Origin of the sequence: Algoriphagus sp. (assembly GCF_029254265.1) — a bacterium.
GTDB lineage: Bacteria > Bacteroidota > Bacteroidia > Cytophagales > Cyclobacteriaceae > Algoriphagus.
The window spans coordinates 22,052-46,700 of record NZ_JAQWXX010000099.1; the positions used below are offsets into that span (position 1 = coordinate 22,052).

Below are 24,649 nucleotides of genomic sequence, written 5' to 3' on the forward strand. Positions count from 1 at the left end.
TAGGTTTTACTTAGCTAAAATAGCTAAAATGTCAATAATTTTTTAGTTCTTTTTAAAATCTAAACTTACAGAATTGATGCAATACCGAATTCCTCCTTGGTCTTTGGGGCCATCAGGGAATCTGTGACCTAAATGAGATCCGCATTTGCCACAAAGGATTTCCTCCCGAACCATAAAATGTGAATAGTCCATATGGACATCAATTGCGTCTGGCCGAACCGGTTCTGTGAAACTGGGCCAGCCACAACCTGAATCATATTTTTTATCCGAATGGAAGATTTCATTTCCACATACTTTGCATTCGTAGATTCCAGTATCCTTGTTTAGATAGTACTCACCTGAAAAAGGTCTCTCTGTCCCTTTTTCACGCAACACATGATAAGATTGAGGATCAAGTTTTGATTTGAGGTCTTCCTCATTTACCTGAATCGGATAGACCTTCTTTTCTTTTTTCATCTGTTTATAATTTGATTTGAAATAGCTATCGGGGCATACTTCTGTGTGTCGCTTAGGGTCCTGCTCGATTTCATTTGTGTACTATTTATTAAATAACCCTCATTTCGCTTTTGATGTTTCAATTGGTTTTAATATTAGGGGTTCTCCGCTATTATTCAGTATAACATTTCGGTTCATCAGTTGCGACCGGTACCTTCCTTTTACATACATTCTTGATTGGTCGCGGTAGTGTTTGCTAAAGCGATTTCCACTTTGACCAGTTGGAAGAACGGAAACAGATTTCTCGACATCTTCAAAATCCAAAATGATTCGCATGGCCGGACCGGAAGTGACTCTGTAAATGCCATCACCGTTGAGTTTAAAGGCTAATTTATTTATTCCTTCCGCATTGGCTTTCAAAGGTTCTGTTTTGACATTGAAGATTTTGTCAAGGGGCTTCTGAGAACCCAGCGGATGTGGATGCTCAGAAATGATAGCTTTCTCCCAATTCCAATCCTTCCAGTTTGATCCTAATTGAGAATTCAATTCTTCCAAGCTTTGAGCAAACGCCAAAGAAACAATCACTGACTTAGACTCTATTTCAGGTGTGTCGGTATTGTCCCACCAAGGATTTTGTTCGGAAGCCAAGAAGTTTTCCGTACTTCGGATCATCAGAAAGGTCTCCAAATAAGTGGAAAAAGCAGATTCACCGAGTTCATCTTCCATACTCAATCGAAGGGTGTGATAGAGCCATTTGTAATAAAGAGTTGGTTCGATATCCTTCAAATTATGATCGCCATCCCAATTTCCAAGTCTCTCCAGTACTTCTCTGAAATCTTCAAATTCATCCATATTTACAGCTTGGATCAGCTGTTTTACATTTTTTGGGTGAGTAGTATTGACGGTTTCCAATTGGAGTGACTTGATAGACTCAGTATCCCAATCATTCCTGGTTTCTAAAGTATTTGCAATCCGCTGATATCGGTCTCCAGGATAATAATATCCTGGAAACAAGATGCCATTTCTCATGGTATCCGGCTGATTATTAGCGGAAATGACATAGCCAGTGATAGGGTTTACGCTTTGAGGATTGTCAGTGAAAGGATACCAGCCTTTTGGTAAAGTCTCGTTATCAGATCCATCTGCAAAGATCTTCGAATGAACTTTTTCAGAACGAATCGGAAGCTTTGCTGCAGCCCACCAAGCTATATTTCCAGAACTGTCACCATACATAATATTTAGTCCGGGAGCATGTATTAATGAAGCCGCACCTGCGACATCTTGCATCGATTTCGCATGATTTAATTTATAAGTAGCTTCTAACGCTTTTGTGGGTTCTTGCATATAAACCCACCAAGAGGCAACAGGATTAGACGTTAAGGCTGCAATTTCAGGTACCACTTCGTTTAAAATTGGACCGTGAATGGTGGATCTGATTTCCAAGGTTTGGTCAGCCTCACCTTTCACTTTTATCGTTTCAATACGAGATTGAAAAGGGTAGGAGACGTCTCCGATGAGATAAGAATTCGGGTTAGTGGGATTTGTTTTAATTTCAAAGAAATCCTGATCATCATTTTCAAACATAGTCAAACCTATGCTGTGATTCTTTGAATGACCCACCAAGCCAAAAGGCATTCCTGCTAAATGATTACCATAATAGCTATAGCCGGGATATTCTATATGAGCTTCGTACCAAACCGAAGGCGAGGAAAATCCAATATGCGTATCATTCAGAAAAAGCACTTTACCACTTTTGGTTTTGGATCCGGCAATTACCCAGGAATTAGATCCCTCCAGTGCAGGAACAGGTAATTTTCCAAGCATTGAAATGAGCGAATTTTCTGCAGAAACCTCATTTGCTAATGAGTCAGGATAATGATTTGGAATGAAATGATGGGTCGGTAAAGTTTGTAGGGATAGCACTTCCAAATATTCCGGAGCTAATTCCCGTGCCATTTTGCTGATCAATGGGTCAGTTTTTACCCCCATTGCAAAAGTGAAAGACATGTAACCCATGATGCCGTGAACATCATTGACGGTAAATTCTCTTGGTGTGGCTCCAAGTAGGGTATATTCTACAGGGAGCTTTCCTTCTTGTATAAACTGGTTAACGCCTTTTATATAGGCTTCAGTGGCAGATTTCCAGGGGGAATTAGGTTGATTATTCCAAGAAGAAGTGCTTTCTATAGCATGATTGGGAACCCCAAGTGTTCGGAAAAATTTATCAATTTCCACCAAATCCGGACCAAGCAATTCAGCTAAAGATCCTGTTCCGACTCTTCGCATCATTTCTAACTGGAATAATCTATCCTGCGCATGGACATAGCCCAAAGCTTGATAGGCATCTTCTTCATTTTCCGCATAAATATGAGGGACCCCAAATTCGTCAAAAAGAACCTCAACTTCTGAATTGAGCCCTTCAAGATTTAATTCTCCTTTGTACTGAGGAGAATGGAGATAAATGAATGCCAAGAGACCTACCAAAACTAGTAGGATTAGTGAGCCAATGATTATTCCTATTTTTTTCATCTGTTTATAATTTGATTTTTAATGGCCATCCCGATAGCTATCAGGACATCCCAGTATTTGTCGCTTTCGTCATGCTCTAATTCATTTGAATGAAACTGGATTTGAGAAATGAATATGAAAGTTAGTTTTGAAAGGGAAATTAGAAAAAATCCAGGGCTGTTAATCTATAGCTTCTAAAATTATCCTACAGGCTTCCCGTATTTCTGCATCTGTGATGATCAATGGAGGCGCGATCCGCATGGAATCGTCGCAAAATAAAAACCAGTCTGTAATTACTCCTGATTCAATCGCTCGGTCAATAATTGGTTTGAGCACTTCGAAGGATTCGAATTCTACCGCCATCATCAATCCCTTATTTCGGATTGCCTTGATTTTAGGATGGACTAAAAGGCTTTTAAAAAGTGTGGCTTTGGCTTCTACTTGAGCTATTAAATTTTCTTCCAAAAGAATCTGTATGGTAGCCAAAGATGCTGAAGCACTTACCGGATGACCGCCAAATGTGGTAATATGACCGAGAAGAGGATTGTTTTTGAAAACAGCCATCACTTCTTTATTGGCAATGAACGCCCCGATTGGCATTCCGCCTCCCATTCCTTTGGCACAAACCAAGATATCGGGAATAATATCAAAATGTTCGAATGCCCAGAACTTGCCTGTTCTGCCAAAGCCGGCCTGAATCTCATCGAGGATTAAAAGGGTTCCGGTTTCATCACATCGCTTTCGCAAGGCTTTGAAATATTCCGTACAAGCGACTCGAATCCCAGCTTCACCTTGTATGGTTTCGATCACAACGGCAGCAGTATTTGAATCGATTTTTTGTAAATCAGAAAAACTGCCATAATGGATATGGGTAATTCCAGGGAGTAAAGGACGATAAGCCCTTTTGAAAATTTCGTTTCCTCCTACACTGAGTGAGCCTGCGGAACTTCCATGATAAGCATCAACGCAGGAAATCAGATTGGGTCTTCCTGTATATCGTTTGGCCAGTTTCAATGCTCCTTCGATCGCTTCAGAGCCACTATTGACTAGATAGACATTGTCTAGATGCTTAGGAAGTGTATCGGTTAAAGCTTTGGCAAGCAAAGTTTGAGGGGTTTGGACATACTCCCCATAAACCATCAGATGCAGGTATTTGTCTAATTGGTTTTGAATTGCAGCAAGCACCGCAGGATGTCGATGACCTACATTGCTGACTCCAATACCGGAAATCAAATCGATATACTTTTCCCCATTCGGGCCAAAAAGATAAATACCTTCTGCCTTTTCCACTTCGATCATCAGTGGAAAATCTGTTGTCTGCGCTAAATGAGATAAGAAAAGCTGTCTGTTATTCATTCTTGAATTAGATTCAATAGCTCGAAAATCTAAAGAAAATTCCTAAAGGGAGCTTTTTGGAATGGTTATCCTGAAGATACAATTCTCCGTGCTCCGCGTTTTGGACGTCTTTAAAATTTGTATTGATAAGATTAGCTGCGATTAGGGAAGAAAAGCTTAAAGAATACATGTTGAGGAGAAGGAAATGATCTTTTGGCTCCAAGATCTCTGCACAAACTTTGAGCATTTCGTTGATCTGCTCCTCAAGAACCCACTTTTCACCTTCCGGACCACGTCCATATGCTGGCGGATCCAGAATGATTCCATGGTATTTATTCCCCCTTCTCGCCTCTCTTTTGATGAATTTCATGGCATCATCCACCATCCAACGGATTCCGTCCAGTCCGGAGGATTCCATATTATGTCGGGACCAAGTCACCACTTGCTTTACAGAGTCAAGGTGAGTGACATCTGCTCCGGCCGCTTTAGCAGCTACAGATGCTGCTCCTGTGTATGCAAAAAGATTGAGAACTTTTGGGTTTTTCACAGGACTCTCTTTTATCTTTTTGTAGAGGTAGTCCCAGTTTACAGCCTGTTCCGGAAAGAGACCAATATGTTTGAATGAAGTCTGTGCTAGATTGAGCTTCAGTTTTAGACCATCTGGATTTTCATAAGACAAAGTCCAATTATGGGGCATTTTCTGAAATTGTTCCCATTGACCTTTTTCGGGATTGCTTTTTTCTTTGGCAAAATGTGCATGCGCCATTCGCTTCCATTCACTCTCTGGAAGACTTTTATCCCAAATCGCTTGAGGTTCAGGTCGACTGAGAATGAAATTTCCAAATCGTTCTAATTTTTCAAATCCTCCGGTGTCTATCAATTCATAGTCATTCCAAGGGCCTGGACAGAGGGATAGGATTGTTTCTTGCATAATTGCTGATGTAATGGCTATGCAAAAGTAGGGAAATATCAGTAACCCATTTGCTCAAGCAGCTCCAAACTATATTCCCAAAGCTTAGTAGCGTAAGCTTTGTTTGAAGCGTTTTTTGATTTGCTTTTTGGTTTTTTCTTATCGTAGTAGCCACCGTAGATTAATTGCTCCTTTGGGGTGAGTGAAAGAAATAGGGTCGTCTGAGCTCCTGCTTTTGGGGATATGAAAAACAGTTTGCTTACCTCAATCATTACCTTGTCAAATGCTCCGGAAGTAGAGCCGAAATTTGTTTTCACTGCTCCTGGATGAAGGGAATAGGCACTCAATCCTTTTTCTTTAAATTCATTATCCAAATAATTGCTTGTCAATATATTATAGAGCTTTGCAGAGCCATAAGCTAGCCAGGCATTTTTAACCTTTTCAAGCCCCAGATCTTTCAAATTAAATGAGCCAATATGATGAGCCATGGAGCTTACCTGAATGATTTTTCCATTTGCTTCGATAAGATTTTGCAGCAAGTTTTTAATTAGCAAAACATGTCCAAGATGGTTGACTTGAAAAGTTTGATCTAGCCCATCTTTGGTCTTTTTTCCAGTGGGAAACATTCCCCCTGCATTATTAATCATGAGATCGATTTTGGTAAAAGCTATTTTAATTTTATCGCTGGCTTTTTGAATTGAAGCTAAATCTTCAAGATCCATTTCGAATAGATGGATTTTTTTGGTGTCAGGAAGTTGAAGGAAAAGCGAATTGGCTTTTGCTATATTCCTTACAGGTAAGATGAATTGATCAGCTTGAGGATAGAGACCTTTCAAGGTTTCCCATCCAATTCCTGAAGTACTGCCAGTTAATATTACGATCATGTTGGATATTCTTTTTAATACTACAAAATCCAATCGAATTGGTTTTCAGGAGTCTAATTCTTTTCAAAACTTGAATCTTAGACAAAGACTGATTTTTTGTAATTTTGGACTTATTTTAAGGAAAAATTTGAATGATTTCGGTTTTATATCCGGTCCAGGTACTAGCATGATATGAGCAAAAAAGTAATCGATATTGAGCAAGCGATCAATTCAAAGAATCCTAAACTATTGAAGTGGATTCCTGGTTTTGTTCTTTCATACATTAAGCGAGTCACGCATGAAGCTTGGATGAATGATGTTTTCAATCGAATCCAACATTTGCAAGGATTAGAATTTGTCAATGCTCTGATGGGTGAGTTTGATTTGGAGGTAGAGTTGATAGGGGAAGAGTACTTGCCTAAATCGGGTGGAGTCATAATTGCAGCAAATCATCCTTTTGGAGGTATGGACGGCATTGCGATGATGTATGCCATGGGAAGAATCCGCAGTGACATTCGTTTTTTGGTAAATGATCTCTTGATGACTCTTAAGAATTTTGAGCCGCTTTTTGTCCCTATCAATAAACATGGGAAAAATTCCCAAGAGGTCTACGAACGAATTGAAAAAGTATATTCCAGTGATTGTGCAGTATTGATTTTCCCGGCAGGTTTAGTTTCCAGAAAAGGTGAGGAGGGAATAAAAGATCTGCAGTGGAAGAAAAGCTTTATTGCTAAGTCCAAGAAATTTAAAAAAGATGTGATTCCTTGTTTTATAGAAGGAAATAATTCCAAATTTTTCTACAATTTGGGTTTTTGGAGAAAAAAAATAGGAATCAAGGCTAATATTGAAATGTTCTATTTGGTGGATGAGATGTACAAGCAACGAGGGAAAAAAGTGGTGATCCGAATCGACAAACCTATTTCTTATCTTACTTTTGATCAATCAAAAACTGATAACCAATGGGCTGATTACCTCAGGGAAAAAGTTTACGAACTAGGCAGCAAAGCATGAAAGAAGTAGCGGTAATTCCGGCAGTAGATAAGAATATCATCAAAGGAGAACTTACACAAGAGCGATTTTTGAGGTATACCAATAATGGAAATAATCTAGTGTATCTGGTTAATTTTCATAACTCACCCAATGTAGTCCGGGAGATCGGCAGGCTTAGGGAGTTGACTTTCAGAGCAGCAGGTGGCGGAACAGGGATGTCTTTGGATCTGGATGAAAATGATACCTGCGAAAATTGTTATGAACAATTAATCACCTGGAGTCCGGAGGATGAGGAAATTGTTGCGGGATATCGTTTGATTAATTGTAAAAATGCGGTTTTGGATAATGGCGATATCAATCTTTCCACTACGCATCTATTTGATTTTTCAGAGCGATTTGTATCTGATTACCTCCCTTATACCATTGAACTTGGGAGATCTTTTGTGCAGCCAAAATATCAGCCAGCTATAGATAATCGAAAAGGTATTTTTAGTCTGGATAATCTTTGGGATGGACTTGGGGCCGTAGTGCTTTTGAACCCTGAGGTGAAATATCTCTTCGGAAAAGTGACCATGTATCCGCATTATAATCCACAGGCTAGAGATCTCTTATTGATGTTCCTGAATCATTACTTCCCGGATCGAGACCAATTGGTGAAACCAAAGGAGTCAATCAAGCTCAGTTATAAAACAGACCTTCCTAATCAGGGTAATCCTTTTGAAGGGCTTGCATATAAAGAAGGTTATAAGTTTCTAAATAGTCAGATTCGTTCTTTTGGTGAAAATATTCCGCCACTGATTAATACTTATATGAATCTTTCACCAACCATGATGACCTTTGGTACTGCACTCAATGATGAGTTTGGGGAAGTGGAGGAGACAGGAATTTTAATTACCCTGGCAGATATCTACGAGACGAAGAAACATAGACATATGGATACTTTTGAGCGAGATAAAGTGTATGCGGGAAGAGAAATCTAAAAAACTAACCTTACTCGTAGGGGCAACTCCTAACCCAAGCCGCTTTGCGTACTTCGCTGCAGGTAAGTTCATAGAGCAGGGTATTGATTTTATTCCTATCGGTATTAAGAAAGGGAAAGTATTCGGTAAGGAAATTCTAGATATTCGATCCAAGCCAGAATTATTGAATATTCATACCATCACTCTTTATCTCGGTGAGCAGAACCAAGAAGAATGGGTTGATTATTTCCTTAGCCTCAAGCCTAAGCGAATTATTTTTAATCCGGGAGCTGAAAATTTTGAGTTTATGAGAAAAGCTCAAAAGATGGGGATTGAGGCAATCAATGCCTGTAATTTGGTAATGCTCAGAACCGGCCAGTTCTAGTTGCCTTATTCCAAAATCTATCCATATACAGGATATGAGGAAATGAAATCAGAGAAATCAAGATAAAAAAGACTAAAATCAATTCACTGGTATTTAAATAATTCATGCCTAGGATCAGAATTATTGCTATTCCAATCAAGCTGATTACAGAAAAGGGAATTAATTGAGCGGCAAATTTTTTGACTGTATTGTAATTCGGGTATCTCTTTAAAAACTTGTATTCCGATATCATGCTCGGCATTGCATGCCAAAAGCTGAAGTAAACAATAAAACCAATCATTAGAGGACTTAAGTAGAGGATAGGAGCAAGCACCAATAGCTCGAAAAGATCCGATAGAGTGAATCTCACTTTGGAAATCCATTGTACCAGAACCGTTAAGATCAAAGAACCACCCAAAATTGGGATTAGATATTGGCTCAAGCTTGAAACATTTAAAATAGGCTCTAAAATCAGTTGGGTAAGTTCAAAATCCCCACTTAAAATTAGCAGAAGAAAGAAAATACCTCTAGAAATATAGAGAAGAACTTTCATAGATTTTTGGGAAGGCCTGTTGATGAAATGTGTCTGGCCAAAGTGATATCCTGACATCAATAGGAAGGCGATCAATGAGAAAACCGGAAAAAAAATCCAGCCAATAAGATAGCCTGCAATCAAGGAAATATAACTTATCAGAAAGGTCAAAAAACCTTTCTTTGAAATTTCAGGATCTGAGGTAAGATGATCAATAGCTCCATGAGGAATGCCCAGAAAAGTAAGGGCGACAAAGAAAATGGAGTACTCAATCAGTTGATTTTGAGATGAGAAGAATACGAATAACAGGCAAATAACTAAGCCTGCCGCTTTGAAAGCAATCTCAATGCGATTCATATCTAAGAAGACTTTTGATGAAAATACCGAATTTTAATCTGCTGAGAAGTCTGATTTCGTCCGCCAGGGTCGTTTCTTCACTTAAGAACCTTAATACTTTTTCAGTCGGATTATTTTTAAACAGATCTTCAAATACTCCAGCTAATTTTTCTGGCCATCTGCTGGCAATATTTAAAAGAATATTATCATAAAATTCAAATCTTCGACTTCTACTGATTCCATTTGTAGCTGATAAGCCATTTTCCAGGTTGGATACTATTTTCTTTGAATTCCCTTGAATCTTTTGGAAAGTATAGCCGGTTGAGGCCTTAGTCCATCCGGCGGCTGTACCGATAGGGATAATTCGATTGGATTTTTTCTGTTTCACCGATTTGTTCGTCATGGGAATGACTCCTGTCTCTTGAAAGGTAATTTGATAATCTTCGGTTTTGAGGAAACTAGTGAGGTATGATTTTAACTCTTTTTCCAAAGCCAACTTTTCAATATTTGTTTTGGAATATGCGGTAAACTCAACAAGAGCACTGTTTTTGGAGTAAGGGAGGATGTAAAAGAAATCAAATTTAGAGTTTGAGTTTTCCTTTATTTCCATCAATGTAAATGAGGAAGGATCGAAAATTGGATTAAATGTTTCGATTTTCCATCCTGAAAAAATTTGTTTCAGATGTGGACTAGGTATGATCTGATTAGGATCAAATCTGGAATCAAATAACATTTGACCTTGATATTTTTCACCATCATTCGTGGTTACAATTACTTTTGAATCCACTTCTTGTGCTGATGTTACACTAGATTCTTTAAAAACTATATTTTCGTGAAGTTTGAACTCTTGATAAAGTGATTGGTAAAAATCTTTTGAGTTGAGGTGATAATATCTCAAGTCACCAAGGGGACTGACATGGGACTTGTTGCCGAATTTTAAATTCAGATTATCCCAGGAATGAATGGCATTTTTTGGGTGGATTTCCAAAGGGGCTTTTGCCCAATAGCACCAGGTTTTATCTGGTATTTGATAAATAAATGGATCTATAAGTAATATTTTTTTATACTTCAACGAGCTACGCATGAGATGGTAGGCCAAGCTCAAGGAGGCACAACCTGCACCTGCAAATATGTAGTCGTATTTTTCCATAGAAAAGAAAAGAGCCATCTCTCCCTTTGAAGGGAAAAATGGCTCATTTTTTAAATTAGGCTTTTGCTGTTTTGTTAGATTCAGCGATTGCTACGGAATATATTACTAGTCCAAATCCAATTTTGTTGATCGCATCGGCAATGTTGTAGAACAAGTCGATGGAACTTACTTCAAAAGCTCCTGACAATAAATTTCCTGGAAGTACCATGTATCCGATTGGATATATAGACCAGCCAAGTGTAATAAATATCTTCAATAAGAACATTGCACGACCAAGTGCAGGGCTATTGGAGTCTTTTGAAAGTTTTGCTATATCACCTGCAAACACTTCATATACGATATACAAGTAGCCTAATGTAGAGATTACACCCCACATGATATTACTATCGATACCTGAAGTTTCTCCAATGTAACCAGTGATCAACATTACCAAAGAAGCAACGATCAATTTGAAAAGGGTTCCACCTTTTGCACCGAATGGTTTGGTCAGTAAATAAAACTCAACACACATCAATGGAACTGTCAAAGTCCAGTCCACATATCTGAAAGCTGTTGGGCTTGTACCTGTTTGTAAATAGAAATCTCTCATGTAGTAGTAATGCACAGCTGCAATACCCGTGATGAGTCCTGATACTAGAAGCGATAGCTTCCATTTACCGTCAACAGAACCTCTTTCTACAAGAAAGAAAACTGAGGAAGCAAGCATTGCCATATAGCCAATAAAGAATGTGATGGCTACTGGATCTGAGTTGATGATTCGATCTAAACCTATTAGATCTGCGACTAAGGTGTAATTCATAATTTTTTAATGGATTTAGTAATTTGGTTATTTTGACAATAATAAGTATTTCAGAATAATATTTGTTTAATATTTTTTTATAAAATTTAACAATATGTAATAAAATGTAATTTATCTGTTATGTATGGTGATTTATCAGTGATAAAAAGTTTGAAAAAAATCAAAAATTAGAATTTTATTTTGTTATAAGGATTTGATTCGAGTACAGAAAGATTCCATACAAAAGGATATAATTTGTGTCGGTTGAGTCACTTTTTTTACCTATCTTGCAATCTATTGAAAAATATAAAAATCACCTTTTTAGCCCTAATTTGAGGGTTTTCTCCAAAAAAATATGAGTGAAGAAAAAGCTAAGAATCCAGCAGAATACGGTGCCAGTAATATTCAGGTACTAGAAGGTCTGGAAGCGGTTCGAAAGAGACCCGCTATGTATATCGGTGATATTGGAATCAAGGGACTTCATCACCTGATTTGGGAAGTAGTGGATAATTCCATTGATGAGGCGCTTGCAGGTCATTGTGATACGATTCATGTAACTGTCAACGAAGATAATTCCATTACTGTAGAGGATAATGGTAGGGGAATCCCAACTGATATGCACGAAAAGGAGAAAAAGTCTGCGCTCGAAGTGGTGCTAACTGTACTCCATGCCGGCGGTAAATTTGATAAGGATACTTACAAAGTTTCCGGAGGTTTGCATGGTGTAGGAGTTTCCTGTGTGAATGCGCTTTCTACTGATTTAAAGGCTACGGTATACAGAAACGGTGTTATCACCGAGCAGGAATTTAAAATCGGAGTGCCACAGTATCCGGCAAGGCAGATTGGAACGACTGACAAGAGAGGGACAACTATTCAATTTAAGCCTGATGCATCAATTTTTGCTGTAACTGAATACAAATACGAAACCATCGCAAATCGTCTTCGGGAAATGTCATTTTTGAATGCGGGAATCCGTATTACTTTAACTGATCACCGAGAGAAAGAAGATGACGGTTCCTTCAAATCAGATGAGTTTTACTCAGAAGGAGGTCTGGTTGAATTTGTGGAATATCTTGATGTCAGTAGAGAGAAAATCATCGAAGCGCCGATTTATATAGAATCAAACGAGGGTAATGTGCCTGTGCAAGTTGCCATGAGCTACAATAATTCCTATTCGGAGAATGTGGTTTCTTATGTGAATACGATCAATACCTATGAAGGAGGTACGCACGTTACTGGTTTCAGAAGAGCCTTGACCCGAACATTGAAATCTTATGCAGATAAATCGGGAATGCTCGATAAGCTTAAAATTGAAGTATCTGGAGACGATTTTAGAGAAGGTCTGACCGCGGTTATTTCCGTAAAAGTACAAGAGCCACAATTTGAAGGTCAGACTAAAGGTAAATTAGGTAACTCCGATGTGGTTGGTGCGGTTGATTCTGCAGTATCTGAAACCTTACAAGCATGGTTAGAAGAGCATCCTCGTGAAGCAAAAACTATAGTTGGAAAAGTGATTCTTGCTGCACAAGCAAGGCATGCCGCCAAAAAAGCCCGAGAGATGGTACAGCGTAAAAATGTACTTGGAGGTGGTGGATTACCAGGTAAACTTGCCGATTGTGCAAATAGTGATCCTACAGTTTGCGAGCTCTATCTAGTGGAAGGGGACTCGGCAGGAGGTTCTGCCAAGCAGGGAAGAGACCGGGATTTTCAAGCTATTTTACCGCTAAAAGGAAAAATCCTAAATGTGGAAAAAGCTCATGAGCATAAAATCTATGACAATGAGGAAATCAAAAATATTCTTACCGCTTTAGGTGTGAAATTTGGAACTGCCAATGATGATAAAGAGCTAGATATGTCTGGTTTGCGGTATCATAAAATCATCATCATGACAGATGCTGACATTGATGGATCTCACATCCGAACTTTGATTTTGACTCTTTTCTTTAGATACATGAAGGCCTTGATTGAAAATGGCTATGTATATATTGCTTTGCCTCCGTTATACCTTTTGAAGCGAGGAAAAGACGAGCGTTATTGTTGGACTGAGGAGGAAAGAAAAATCCTTACAGCAGAGATGGCAAAAGATGGAAGAGAAGACAGCGTAGGAATTCAACGATACAAAGGACTTGGAGAAATGAACCCCGAACAGCTTTGGACGACGACCATGGATCCAAATGTACGTACGATCAAGCAGGTTACCATTGATTCAGCTGCAGAAGCAGATCATTTGTTTAGCGTATTGATGGGAGATGAAGTCGCGCCTAGGCGTGAATTCATTGAAAAAAATGCGAAGTACGCTAAAATCGATACCTAATAAAAAAATGGGGCTTTTTTAGCCCTTTTTTTAATTTATAATATTCATAAAACAATTCGAAACCGATCAACTCATATCTTGTTCCTGTTTTAAAATTTTGAGCTATGAAATTAGCAGTTGCCGATAAATACGATTCTATTATTCAAAAAAGTGACCTAGTCAGTAGGGACTTGAGTTGGTTGACTTTCAACGACAGAGTGCTTGATCAGTCTAAGAAATCTCATAGATCGATTTTTGAAAAGTTAAAATTCCTTGCGATAACAGCTTCCAATCTAGATGAGTTTTTCATGATCCGAGTTGGTTCATTGTACAACTATCTGGACTACGAGAAAGAAAGAATTGATTACTCAGGATTACGGGAGGAGCCTTTCAAGGCTAAGCTGATGAGTGAGTGTCAAACTTTCCATCAGGATCAACACGAACATTTCACACAGGTAATCCTGCCCGAAATGCAAAGTGAACACATCACTCTTGGAAATATTTCTAAGTTGAGCGAGACTGAAAGAGAAAAAGTACATCAATATTTTCAGAAAGTCATATATCCCATGCTGACGCCGATGGTTTATGATGGCTATAGAACTTTCCCTATACTGATGAATAAACTTCTGGTATTTGGAGTGGTGACTACCAGCCCTGGAGATCGAAAGGATATGCGAAAGCTTAGTTTTGTCCAGATCCCGGCAAATATTCCTCGCTTTTTTGAAATTGAGCGGGAGAATTCCCTTTTCCTAATTCCCATAGAAGAAGTTATCCGGGAAAATATCATCTCCCTTTTCAGAAATGTCGAGATTGCTGGTATTAGCCTTTTCAGGATCACCAGAAATGGAGATTTTACGCTTGAAGAAAGTGAGGATATGGACGCAAACTTCCTAGAAGAAGTGAAGCGGAAATTGATGGAGCGTAAAACAGGCCGCGTAGTTCGAATCGAGATAGAAGAAGGCTACAGCAAATGGATGCTTAATTCCCTCTTAGAGCGATGGAATCTTAAGATGGACTCTGTTTTTCTGGTAAAAAGATCCAGTATGCTTGACTTCACTGGGCTTTGGCAAGTGGTTGGTAATAAACGATTTAAGGAGAGATTGCCTCAAGTTCATCCATCGGTTAAACCTCTATCTTATCAAGATGAGGGTACAGTTGAGATTTTTGAAGCACTAAAAGAAAAAGACATTCTGCTTCATCAACCCTATAATAATATTGACCCGATCTTAGACCTTATTGATTCTGCTGCTGATGATCCGGATGTGATGGCGATCAAAATGACCATCTATCGGCTTGCAAAAGATAGCAGAATTACCAAATCACTTTTAAGAGCGGCGGAGAATGGCAAACACGTTTCAGTTCTCTTTGAAGTCAAGGCTCGATTTGATGAGGAAAATAATATTCGTGAGGCGAAGAAACTTCAAAAAGCAGGTTGTTTTGTGATTTACGGGATTTCAAACCTTAAGACTCACACTAAGCTTTTGCTGATTGTAAAGCGAGATGGGTCTGAAATCACACGATTTGTTCATTTGGGATCGGGTAATTACAACGAGGATACAGCGAGACTCTATACAGACATTGGATTGATGACTACCAATGAGGTCATAGCAAATGATGTCTCGGAATTTTTCAATGTAATTACCGGACATTCTATGCCAAGTCAGTATCAAAACTTGATTACTGCTCCGCGCGATATGCGAAACCAATTGATTGAATATATCGAGAAGGAAGCTGAAAATGCGAGAAATGGTCTCCCAAGCGGTATTTTCATTAAAGTAAATTCACTGGAAGACTCTGAAACAATTTATGCGTTGTATAGAGCCTCTCAATCTGGTGTTACTATAAAATTGATTATTCGAGGAATTTGTTGCCTTCGTCCTCAGCGACCTGGACTAAGTGAAAATATAGAAGTGATTTCCATTGTGGGGGACTTTTTGGAGCATTCCAGAATTTATCATTTTCATAATAATGGTGCAACCAGAACTTATGCGGGTAGTGCTGATATGATGGTTAGGAGCTTTGATAAACGACTTGAGTCATTATTTAAAATAGAAGCTCCTCTGCTGGAGAAGCAGTTGATGAATATTATTTCATATAACCTTCGAGACAATGTAAATTCTTATGTGATGCAGGAAGATGGTTCTTATCTTCCTAAGAAACCTGCTGAGGGTGAACCTGAGTTTAATATTCATAAAGAGTTTTTCGAATTGGATCCTGAGGAAGTTTCCAAGGTTCGATTAGTAAACTAAAACAAAAAAGCTCCAAATTTGGAGCTTTTTTTTTCCAGAAAGTTCATCTCCGGATCACATTGGTTTATAATTTCCAATTTTGAGTCTTTTTTTTACTTTAAAATAATTGATTATACCAATAATTAAAGAGCAAAAACTCAATACAAAAGCTACGTATCCGAGATCACTAACATGTGCAAGTTTTTCAACTTCGAATAGGGCAGTTCCACTCACTAGGAAGTAAAGCGAGGTGCGAATGAAAGATAGCAGAGTTCGTTCATTTGCCAAAGTAGTACGCTGTCTTGCCAAATAATCACGAATAATTAATTCATTTTCAAAGTCATTTTCCATATTTGTGCCTTGTTCTATTTATAATTGAATTTAAACTACTTATTATGAAAAGATTTTACACGTTTTTCCTTCTACTTTTTTTAGTGGGCCAAGTGATTGCTCAGGATCAAGATGCCTTAACTAAAGTGGATACTAGCTATTGGCTTAAGGAAATTGCAGGAGGATTAAATATTAACCAAGCATCATTTAGTGATAACTGGAAAGGTGGAGGTGTAAACTCAGTGGCCTTCAGCGTTTATCTTAATGGTCGGGCTAACTATGCAAAGGACAAATGGTCATGGGATAATCAATTTGATTTTATCTATGGTGTGGTTAAAAATAAAGGCGAGGATGGAAGAAAATCCAATGACGTACTTTTTATTGATACCAAGGTCGGATACAAAATCAACGATAAGTGGAATTATTTCTTTGGGATGAATTTCCTTTCCCAGTTTGCTCCAGGTTATAATTTCACAGATACTGAACGTACTTTAATTTCCAAATTTGCAAACCCTGCCTACCTGACTACCGCACTTGGTCTGGAATACAAGCCAAATGATGAGTTCAGTCTGCGTATTTCTCCTTTTTCCCCTCGATGGACTTTTGTTTCAGATACTGAATTGTTTTTGAATGTACCTGATAATTATGGTGTGGAAATAGGAGAGACGGTTCGTACAGAATGGTTGGCATTTAGCCTCTTGGCAGATTGGAATAAAAAGTTGTCAGAGAATCTATCATTGAAGATGAGATATCAAATGTATGCGAATTATGAAACTCTAGCATTCAAAACAATTGATCACAGACTTGATATTGGGCTTACTGCCAAAGTTTCGAACCTAATTAATGTGAGTTTGACTTCCCTGACAATATATGATTTTGATCAGGACAGTAAAATCCAATTTAGCCAAGGTTTAGCATTGGGAATTGCATTTAAACGAGGTAATTTCCCTGAGAAGGAATAAATCAAACAAATTTTTATTTGGTGTTTTGATTTGAATATAAATGTATTATTTTTGAATTCATTGTGGTAGTTAAATAATAGTTGGTTTAGTTTTCAAATAAAGGGCAGGAGATTTTCTCCTGCTTTTTTATTTTACCCTCTCCAAAAAGTCCAATTTTTTTTATTTTCCTTCAAAACAATTGTTTCGTCTGGATTAAAAAGTTTTTACTTCTTCAGTACGCATTCACAGTATAGCCAACAATAAGGGAATAAGGACTAGATATTGGGTAGGGGAAATCTTGAGCGTCTTCAAGTTTTCCATGAGGAATGGAGATACTAATTCCAGACTGTAGGAGCTAGTGAAACAGCTTCTGTTAGATTTTTGGATAGTGTTAAAAGTGCAGAGAGTGTTCCTCTTTTCGATTAAAAAATAACAAAAAAAAAGCCCAGACTTTCGTCTGAGCTTCGTGCACTCGGAAGGATTCGAACCCTCAACCCTCAGAGCCGAAATCTGATATTCTATCCAGTTGAACTACGAGTGCGTATTTATTTTAACCTTCAAGAACTGCCTGTACTTTATCAGCAGCTTCTTTCAAAGTAATAGCCGAAGCTACTTTTAGACCTGATTCGTCAATAATTTTTGCGCCTTCTTCAGCGTTAGTTCCTTGCAAACGAACGATGATAGGAACTCTGATGTCACCGATTGATTTGTAAGCTTCAACCACACCACTAGCGATACGATCACATCTTACAATTCCACCAAATACATTGATCAAAATTGCTTTCACGTTTGGATCCTGAAGAATGATTCTAAATCCAGCTTCCACAGTAGTAGCATTTGCTCCTCCTCCTACATCTAGGAAGTTGGCAGGCTCGCCACCTACTAATTTGATCATGTCCATGGTGGCCATAGCAAGACCAGCACCATTAACCATACAACCTACGTTTCCGTCTAGTTTCACATAGTTAAGACCTGATTTACCAGCTTCTACTTCCAAAGGATCTTCTTCAGCTACGTCTCTCAACTCGGCAAGATTAGGATGACGATAAAGTGCATTATCATCCAAATTAACCTTAGCATCTACTGCAAGGATTTTATCATCAGAAGTTTTTAAAACCGGATTAATCTCAAACTGAGAAGAATCTGTAGCCTCATAAGCTTTATAAAGAGCGGCGATAAACTTCACCATTTCTTTAAATGCATTTCCGCTTAGACCAAGTTTGAAAGCAACCTTTCTGATTTGGAAACCTTGTAACCCTACCTTTGGATCGATCCATTCTTTGATGATCTTCTCTGGATGGTTTTCAGCTACTTCTTCAATATCCATTCCTCCCTCAGTAGAAGCCATGATAACATTGCTACCACTTGCTCTGTCGAGAAGGATGGATACATAATATTCTTTTGGTTCTGAAGCACCAGGATAATAGACATCCTCAGCGATCAAAACTTTATTTACTTTTTTACCTTCAGGACCTGTCTGGTGAGTTACCAATGTGCCACCAAGAATATTCTTTGCTTTCTCAGCTACGTCTTCCAGTTTTTTGGCTAGTACCACACCGTTTGATCCGGTTTCTTGTACTTTACCTTTACCACGACCACCTGCGTGAATTTGTGCTTTGATTACGAACCATGAAGTGCCTGTCTTCTCATTGAGTTTTACTGCTGCTTCATGTGCCGCTTCAGGGCTGTCAGCCACTATGCCCTCCTGAATTCGTACACCGTAACCTTTTAGTACTTCTTTAGCCTGATATTCGTGAATATTCATCCTGTCTGAATTTTTGCACGAAGTTACGTTCAAAGTGTCGATAAATCAAACCTGAATTTCTCCTTTTTTCCAGAAAAAAGCCTTTCATTCCTGAATTTGAGGGATTTGTTCTATTTTTGAGATATAAAAAAAACATAGTATGCTGAAAGCCAACGGAATCCATAAATCTTATGGAAACCTTCAAGTACTTAAAGGAGTAAATCTGGAAATTTCAAAATCGGAAATCGTCTCTATTGTAGGTTCTTCAGGAGCTGGGAAATCCACCTTGCTCCAAATTTTAGGGACTTTAGATAAGCCTGATAGTGGGCAGATTGAAATGAATGGTTTGGATCTAATCCGCCTGAAAGGAGAAGAGTTGGCGAAATTCAGGAACGAGCAAATTGGATTTATTTTTCAATTTCATAATCTTTTGCCGGAGTTTACGGCCTTGGAAAATATCCAGATCCCAGGATTTATCAGAAATACCAATTCAAATCAGCTGGCAAAGAAAGCAGCTGAACTCGCCGAATTATTGGGGATTTCTCATCGTTTGGATTCAAAGCCAAATACTTTAAGCGGGGGAGAGCAACAGCGAGTAGCTGTCGCAAGAGCCCTTATAAATAATCCCGCTGTGGTTTTTGCAGATGAACCCTCTGGAAATTTAGATACTAAAAATGCCCGTGGTCTTCACGAATTATTTTTCACGCTTCGGAAAGAACTTGGTCAAGCGTTCGTAATTGTAACTCACAATGAGGAGCTTGCGAATATGGCAGATCGAAAAGTGACAATGAAAGATGGTTTGATTGAGGCCTCAGATCTTATTTCTTAAGCTTTTTAAGCATGGCATTGATGTGACCTTTGGACTCAAACATTTCCGAAAATACACCTGCTATTTTTCCTGAATCGTCAATCAAATAGGTTACTCTTTTGGGCATTTTGATCAAAGGAATCAACGCATCGTAGGCTTTACATACTTTTCCGTCAGGATCAGAAAGTAATTCAAAAGGAAGTTTGTGCGCTGCTTTGAACTTGAGATGACTTTCGATAGAATCTCTGCTAATTCCAAATACCGGTATTTCCAACTCCCGAAATGCTTCGAATTGATCCCGAAACTCACAAGCTTCTGCCGTGCAACCCGGGGTGAAATCCTTTGGATAAAAATAAAGAATAAAGCTTTTGCCCTGTAAGTCTTTGGAAAAGGATAAGGTATTGCCGCTTGTAGAAGCTAAAGAAAATGCTGGGGCTGACTTGCCAATAGATAGTGCCATAGTGAGAGTTTAACTTTACAAATCTTGAAAGGTTTTTTTGAAAATGCGAATCACATAGAAAGGTTGAACTTTATAAATCCTTTTTACCTTTGAAGAATAAGGAATTTAAAACCACCGATTTTGAAAATTACCAGTGTGCAGTCCATGCTTTTGGCAGGGGTATTTTTTGCGTTGATGAACGTCTCGGTGAAATTCATTCCTCATATTCCTGCCATAGAAATTATTCTATTCCGTTCTCTTTTCAGTTTGGTTTTTAGCTTTTTGGTACTGAAAAAAATAGGTGTTTCTGTATTTGGTAATAATAAGAAGTTGCTGATAATAAGAGGGATAGTAGGCTCTATAGGGCTGATTTCATTCTTCTATACTTTGCAGAAAATCCCGCTAGCCTCGGCAGTTACCATTCAGTATTTATCTCCGATTTTCACTACAATTCTTGGGATATTTCTAGTTAAAGAGCGGGTAAGACCTATTCAGTTTCTATTCTTTGGGATCTCATTTGCCGGAGTTATAGTGCTTCAGGGATTTGATGCTCGGGTTAACCTACTGTATGGTAGCATAGGAATAATTTCTGCTTTATTTTCAGGGCTTGCGTATAATGTTATCCGAAAATTGAAAAATACAGAACACCCGCTTGTTATAATTTTCTATTTTCCTCTTGTCACCTTACCGGTAGCAACACTTGTCAGCTATTTTACTTGGGTTCAGCCTATTGGTTGGGATTGGTTGATTTTGCTTTGGATCGGTATATGTACTCAGACAGCACAATACTTTATGACCATTGCTTATCAAAATGCAAACGTTTCTAAAGTTTCCAGTTTAAGTTATATAGGTATTCTTTACGCCTTATTTTTTGGCTTCCTTTTCTTTGGAGAGACTTTCGGCGTAATGTCTTACGTAGGTATGGGATTGGTTTTGCTTGGAATTTTATTGAATTTAAGAGAAAAGTAATTATAGTTAGGTTACATTTTTGCAGTATGCTTCGACTATTAAAAAAATGAATATATAATGCGCGCATCTGACTTACTTCCAAAGTTATTTTTTTTAATACTTTCATTTTCATTTCTATCCTGTGTGGAAGATGATCCGAATGGAATAGGAGAGCCTTTTGATTGTGAGCTTCTTGCTTATCCTGATACGATTTTTTATATCGATGCTACACAAAATGTACTTGTAAGTCCAATTTCTAATGCGAATGGGAGTTTTTCGGCAATTCCGGACGGCTTGGCAATTGACCCAACTACCGGGACTATTGATGTAAATTCAAGTGAAACTGGGTTGAAGTATAAAATCACATTTACTCCTGAGGGAAGTGCCTCATCTTGTGAAACCTTTGTCACAATTGGTGGTGTAAATTATTTAGATGGGATTTATGTCTTAGACCAAAATCAAACTTTAGCAGGTCCTATTTATAATGGAGTACCCGGCCTTCCTCTACCTTGTCCGGATGATAATAGTTCGGATAATAGTTGTGATTTTGATACAGATAATCCCACTGGTCAATTGTTGGAAGACTTGGGATTCGAGATTTCTTCTAAAGGTGTTTTTGATTTACTAGAGACCGTTGAGAACGAGACTTTTGGGGTGATACCTGTTAATGGTGAAGTATTAGATGTGGAACTATATTACGAACTTCCAGATTTAAGCGGTTTGGCATTAAATAAAATTCCCTTGAGGTTCTTTTATTTTGAAACAGTAGCAGATATCCCTCAGAGTCTGTTGGATGATATTGAAGAAAAAAATGATTTAATCAATGAGCGGAGAGATGGAAATTGGGTTAATTTTAGACAACTAAACGAAACTCGACCTGCAGGAAAACCTCGTCCCCCTTTCATTGTGATTGTGGCCCGCCTCCAGTAGGGTCACAATTACAGTATCTGTGCTCCAAAAAAAATACTTTTTAGTTTGTTCAGTCATCTTTACTTTGTGGCCTATTTTTCTTCCGGCTCAAAGTTCAATAAGCCTATTGAAAAAAGCAGATTCTCTTTTTTACTTAGCTTCTCCTACTGAAAAGGAGGATCAATTAGCCATTGAGCTTTACAAAAAAGTATTAACACAAACCCCGAATTCAACCCAAGCAGCGGAATTTATAAAAGCAGCAGAAAGACTTGGGGTTTTACTCTCTGTTTATTCGCAAAACGAACTTGCAGCTCAATCTTATAGAAAAGGGATTCGATTAGCTGCTGATTTTCAAGTATCGGATACCCTTACTTATTCATCGCATTTATATTTGGGTGAGCTTCTCTTTAGTTTGAATAAATTGGATAGCTCTGCTTTGCATTTGAAAGAGGCTGAAAAAATTCAAAGTCGTATTCAGATTGGCTTGCAACCTGAAAGGCTATTCAACGCTTTAGGAGTATACTACTTTGAAACAGGTAATTATACTCAAAGTATTTCCTATTTCAGCAGGGCAGAATCTACGTTAAAAGATGCCACCGGAGAATATGTCAAATATGCTCGCTATAGTTTTCTGAGTAATAAAGCTTCTGCACTATATCATTTGGAGAAGTACGACAGTGCGAAGACTATTTACAGAAACCTCCTTAGTTGGGGAATCAATATGAATCAGATTCGTATTAACCTTGCTAACACGTTGTTGGAAGAAGGTATGCCTGATGAAGCACTGGATGTACTGGCTAAAATTCAAAATGCAGATAATCAATTATTATTCTCTTATTTAAACCTATTAGCCAAGGGGTACTTTAAGCAAGGAAATCTTGTGAAAGCTGAGGAAACTCTCAACCAAATTCGGGATTCTATTTTACAAAACCTGACAAGAAAAAAAGACCTTCAACGTGGTATTTATTATAATTTAAGAGGAGAGTTGTATAGAGAAAGAGGTGATTTCCACAAGGCTATGGAATTTTTCCAAAAGGCAATTGTTGAACTTCACCCTTCATTTCAAAGTTTGGATTTATATGAAAACCCAGAGCAATCCACCCTTGGAATGGCTTCATTTACACTTTTTGAAACCTTGGTTTCGAAAGCTGAGGTAGCTTGGAGGCTTTATGAAAAAGAGCCTGATCAAAAATGGTTTGAATTGGGCTTGAACACTTATTTAACAGCTTTTGATTTCGCGAATTTCATCAGTTATAACTTTGATAACGATGAGGCTAGAATTTTTTTAGGTGACCAAGCCCTTCAAGCTTACCAAAAAGCAATTGATAAACTTCACGTCATAGCAAACCGAAATTCGAATTTTGAACTGATGAAGCAGGCTTTTGAGTGGGCAGAGCAAAGCAAAGCTGGAGCTCTTAGATTAGGAGCATTTTTTGAAAAGGAAAAAAGAAAATCAGGCATTCCAAAAGCCATGCTCCAAGAAGAGGATAATTTTCAATTTCTGCTATCGAGAAATTATCAAAAACAGTTTGTATCAAGTGATGAAGAAGAACAACAACAGTTGCAGGAAGAATATATTGAACTACAAGTAAAGCTTTCTCGATTGAGAGAAGGGTTTAACCAGTACATCCCTGATTTCCATGATTCAGAGAGGTTTAGTTTAGCGAACTTCCAAAATCAACTTGACGGAAAGACAGCAAGCATTTCCTTGTTTCAATCTGAAAAGGAAGTACTTGTGTTTTGGGTCGAGGAGGATTTTTTTGATTTTAATGTCATTGATTTAGCAAAGATTGATTTTAGAGAATTAGAGCGGTGGAGAATGTCCCTTCAAAACCCGATTAGGGGAAAGAATTATCAAACAGGAGATTTTATCCCTCTTTTTTCAAAAATGTTATTTGATCCCTGGCTTGTCAGGATGAAAAGTAGAGATCAGCTTATAGTCATACCTCATGACCAGTTCAATTCAATTCCTTTTGAAATTTTACCGATTGAACAGGAGTACCTTATTCAAAGGTTAGCGGTTCTTTATCAGTTTTCCGGAGCTTTACTTCAAGCTGACCAAAAGAAAGAATGGTTTTCTGACTCGGTTTTGGGTTTTGCCCCTTTCGAAAAAGAAAGTTTTCAGGGCTTCTCTAAATTGCCAGGCTCAGAAAAAGAGGTTAGTAGGTTTGGGTTCAAAACTTATTTGGACGATCAAGCAGATTTAACCACTTTTTTGAATGAAGCTCCGCACTATCCTTTTATTCATTTAGCTACACACGCAAAAGCAGAATCTCAGGATTATAATTCTTCTTTTATTGCCTTTCACCCAGAACAAGAGGAGTTTAGATTGTTTTCTCAGGAACTCAGCTTTCAGCCCTTAGACTCGGTAGAATTGGTGTTTTTGAGTGCCTGTGATACTGGATCTGGACAATTGAACAGTTCAGAGGGACTAATCAGTTTGGCTCGGAGCTTTGCTTTAGCCGGAGCTAATCATTTGGTCACTTCCCTTTGGTTGACAGAAAATCAGGTTGCCGTTTATTTGTCTGAGAAGTTCTACGAACATCTAGAAGATGGAGAGACCTACGCTATGGCTTTAAGATTAGCAAAATTAGATTTACTAAGAGATCCTCAAATGTCTCAATTCTCTGATCCGGGATATTGGGCAAACTTTGTTGTGATCGGTCAGCCCGAGCTTATTTCTTCCGGTTGGAAAACCAAATACGTTATAATAGGCCTGAGCTTGATATTGTTTCTTTTAGTAATAATTGTCTGGAAAAGGAGTCGTTCAAAAGTCATTAAATAAAAAATCCGGCAGATTTCTCCGCCGGATCATTTGATTTGGTTTATACCTTTATGTGTAAATCTGC

The 24,649-nt window shown here is 38.2% G+C and carries 21 protein-coding genes and 1 tRNA gene; 10 read left to right on the forward strand and 12 right to left on the reverse strand.

Annotated features, from left to right (window positions below; genetic code table 11):
* Positions 1-42: 42 nt before the first annotated feature.
* The 5 genes from msrB to P8O16_RS15115 form a co-directional block, all read right to left on the reverse strand.
* Positions 43-456, reverse strand: coding sequence for a peptide-methionine (R)-S-oxide reductase MsrB (gene msrB, locus P8O16_RS15095; protein ID WP_300316272.1), 414 nt, complete (start codon positions 454-456; stop codon positions 43-45).
* A 99-nt stretch (positions 457-555) separates the two neighbouring features.
* On the reverse strand, positions 556-2,964 hold the full coding sequence (locus P8O16_RS15100) for a penicillin acylase family protein (RefSeq protein WP_300316273.1): 2,409 nt from the start codon (positions 2,962-2,964) through the stop codon (positions 556-558).
* Between the two features lie 159 nt (positions 2,965-3,123).
* The gene (locus P8O16_RS15105) at positions 3,124-4,299 is read right to left on the reverse strand and encodes an aspartate aminotransferase family protein (protein ID WP_300316274.1); all 1,176 of its coding nucleotides are present in this window, start codon (positions 4,297-4,299) and stop codon (positions 3,124-3,126) included.
* A 13-nt stretch (positions 4,300-4,312) separates the two neighbouring features.
* Positions 4,313-5,209: a class I SAM-dependent methyltransferase gene (locus P8O16_RS15110; protein ID WP_300316275.1), complete on the reverse strand. Its 897-nt coding sequence runs from the start codon at positions 5,207-5,209 to the stop codon at positions 4,313-4,315.
* Positions 5,210-5,247: 38 nt separating this feature from the next.
* Complete coding sequence (locus P8O16_RS15115) at positions 5,248-6,072, reverse strand: SDR family NAD(P)-dependent oxidoreductase (RefSeq protein ID WP_300316276.1); 825 nt, start codon at positions 6,070-6,072, stop codon at positions 5,248-5,250.
* A gap of 171 nt (positions 6,073-6,243) precedes the next feature.
* Between P8O16_RS15115 and P8O16_RS15120 the strand changes: the two genes are divergently transcribed.
* From P8O16_RS15120 to P8O16_RS15130, 3 genes are read left to right on the forward strand one after another with little or no spacing between them, the layout of a single operon-like run.
* Positions 6,244-7,062: a 1-acyl-sn-glycerol-3-phosphate acyltransferase gene (locus P8O16_RS15120; protein ID WP_300316277.1), complete on the forward strand. Its 819-nt coding sequence runs from the start codon at positions 6,244-6,246 to the stop codon at positions 7,060-7,062.
* Positions 7,059-8,021, forward strand: coding sequence for a GNAT family N-acetyltransferase (locus tag P8O16_RS15125; protein WP_300316278.1), 963 nt, complete (start codon positions 7,059-7,061; stop codon positions 8,019-8,021). The genes P8O16_RS15120 and P8O16_RS15125 overlap by 4 nt, the downstream gene beginning before the upstream one ends.
* Positions 8,002-8,385 (forward strand): CoA-binding protein, encoded by a 384-nt coding sequence (locus P8O16_RS15130; RefSeq protein WP_300316279.1) that lies wholly within the window; start codon positions 8,002-8,004, stop codon positions 8,383-8,385. Before P8O16_RS15125 ends, P8O16_RS15130 begins: the two co-directional genes overlap by 20 nt.
* Here the strand turns inward: P8O16_RS15130 and P8O16_RS15135 are convergent.
* Genes P8O16_RS15135 through P8O16_RS15145 form a run of 3 tightly spaced genes read right to left on the reverse strand, consistent with a single transcriptional unit; the run spans position 8,366 to position 11,181 of the window.
* Positions 8,366-9,253 carry a Brp/Blh family beta-carotene 15,15'-dioxygenase gene (locus P8O16_RS15135; protein WP_300316280.1) on the reverse strand — a complete coding sequence of 296 codons (888 nt, stop codon included), beginning with the start codon at positions 9,251-9,253 and terminating at the stop codon, positions 8,366-8,368. The two genes, P8O16_RS15130 and P8O16_RS15135, sit on opposite strands and share 20 nt — an antisense overlap.
* Positions 9,240-10,382, reverse strand: a complete 1,143-nt coding sequence (locus tag P8O16_RS15140) for a lycopene cyclase family protein (protein WP_300316281.1) — start codon at positions 10,380-10,382, stop codon at positions 9,240-9,242. The genes P8O16_RS15135 and P8O16_RS15140 overlap by 14 nt, the downstream gene beginning before the upstream one ends.
* A 55-nt stretch (positions 10,383-10,437) precedes the next feature.
* Positions 10,438-11,181: a bacteriorhodopsin gene (locus P8O16_RS15145; RefSeq protein WP_300316282.1), complete on the reverse strand. Its 744-nt coding sequence runs from the start codon at positions 11,179-11,181 to the stop codon at positions 10,438-10,440.
* 334 nt (positions 11,182-11,515) lie between these two features.
* Between P8O16_RS15145 and gyrB the strand changes: the two genes are divergently transcribed.
* Together gyrB and ppk1 are read left to right on the forward strand one after the other, a co-directional pair.
* Complete coding sequence (gyrB, locus tag P8O16_RS15150; RefSeq protein WP_300316283.1) at positions 11,516-13,474, forward strand: DNA topoisomerase (ATP-hydrolyzing) subunit B; 1,959 nt, start codon at positions 11,516-11,518, stop codon at positions 13,472-13,474.
* A gap of 104 nt (positions 13,475-13,578) precedes the next feature.
* Positions 13,579-15,702, forward strand: coding sequence for a polyphosphate kinase 1 (gene ppk1 / locus P8O16_RS15155; protein ID WP_300316284.1), 2,124 nt, complete (start codon positions 13,579-13,581; stop codon positions 15,700-15,702).
* Positions 15,703-15,756: 54 nt separating this feature from the next.
* On the opposite strand, the gene P8O16_RS15160 is transcribed toward ppk1, so the two are convergent.
* Positions 15,757-16,032, reverse strand: coding sequence for a DUF202 domain-containing protein (locus P8O16_RS15160; RefSeq protein WP_300316285.1), 276 nt, complete (start codon positions 16,030-16,032; stop codon positions 15,757-15,759).
* A 44-nt stretch (positions 16,033-16,076) separates the two neighbouring features.
* Here P8O16_RS15160 and P8O16_RS15165 point away from each other — a divergent pair, with 44 nt between their 5' ends.
* Entirely contained in the window at positions 16,077-16,973 is an 897-nt protein-coding gene (locus P8O16_RS15165) for a DUF3078 domain-containing protein (protein ID WP_300316286.1), read from the forward strand.
* Between the two features lie 446 nt (positions 16,974-17,419).
* Here the strand turns inward: P8O16_RS15165 and P8O16_RS15170 are convergent.
* Together P8O16_RS15170 and sucC are read right to left on the reverse strand one after the other, a co-directional pair.
* Positions 17,420-17,493 (reverse strand) — tRNA-Arg (locus P8O16_RS15170).
* A gap of 9 nt (positions 17,494-17,502) precedes the next feature.
* Positions 17,503-18,717, reverse strand: coding sequence for an ADP-forming succinate--CoA ligase subunit beta (gene sucC / locus P8O16_RS15175; RefSeq protein WP_300316287.1), 1,215 nt, complete (start codon positions 18,715-18,717; stop codon positions 17,503-17,505).
* A gap of 139 nt (positions 18,718-18,856) precedes the next feature.
* On the opposite strand from sucC, the gene P8O16_RS15180 reads away from it, so the two are divergent.
* On the forward strand, positions 18,857-19,525 hold the full coding sequence (locus tag P8O16_RS15180) for an ABC transporter ATP-binding protein (protein WP_300316288.1): 669 nt from the start codon (positions 18,857-18,859) through the stop codon (positions 19,523-19,525).
* Here P8O16_RS15180 and P8O16_RS15185 read toward each other — a convergent pair.
* A complete protein-coding gene (locus tag P8O16_RS15185; RefSeq protein WP_300316289.1) occupies positions 19,515-19,964 on the reverse strand; it encodes a peroxiredoxin in 450 nt (149 codons plus the stop codon). The two genes, P8O16_RS15180 and P8O16_RS15185, sit on opposite strands and share 11 nt — an antisense overlap.
* Positions 19,965-20,108: 144 nt before the next feature.
* Here P8O16_RS15185 and P8O16_RS15190 point away from each other — a divergent pair, with 144 nt between their 5' ends.
* The 3 genes from P8O16_RS15190 to P8O16_RS15200 all read left to right on the forward strand — a co-directional run bounded on the left by P8O16_RS15190 (position 20,109) and on the right by P8O16_RS15200 (position 24,585).
* Positions 20,109-20,912, forward strand: a complete 804-nt coding sequence (locus P8O16_RS15190) for a DMT family transporter (RefSeq protein ID WP_300316349.1) — start codon at positions 20,109-20,111, stop codon at positions 20,910-20,912.
* 57 nt (positions 20,913-20,969) lie between these two features.
* Positions 20,970-21,821, forward strand: a complete 852-nt coding sequence (locus P8O16_RS15195; protein ID WP_300316290.1) for a hypothetical protein — start codon at positions 20,970-20,972, stop codon at positions 21,819-21,821.
* 106 nt (positions 21,822-21,927) lie between these two features.
* Positions 21,928-24,585, forward strand: coding sequence for a CHAT domain-containing protein (locus tag P8O16_RS15200; protein WP_300316291.1), 2,658 nt, complete (start codon positions 21,928-21,930; stop codon positions 24,583-24,585).
* Positions 24,586-24,649: the final 64 nt, after the last annotated feature.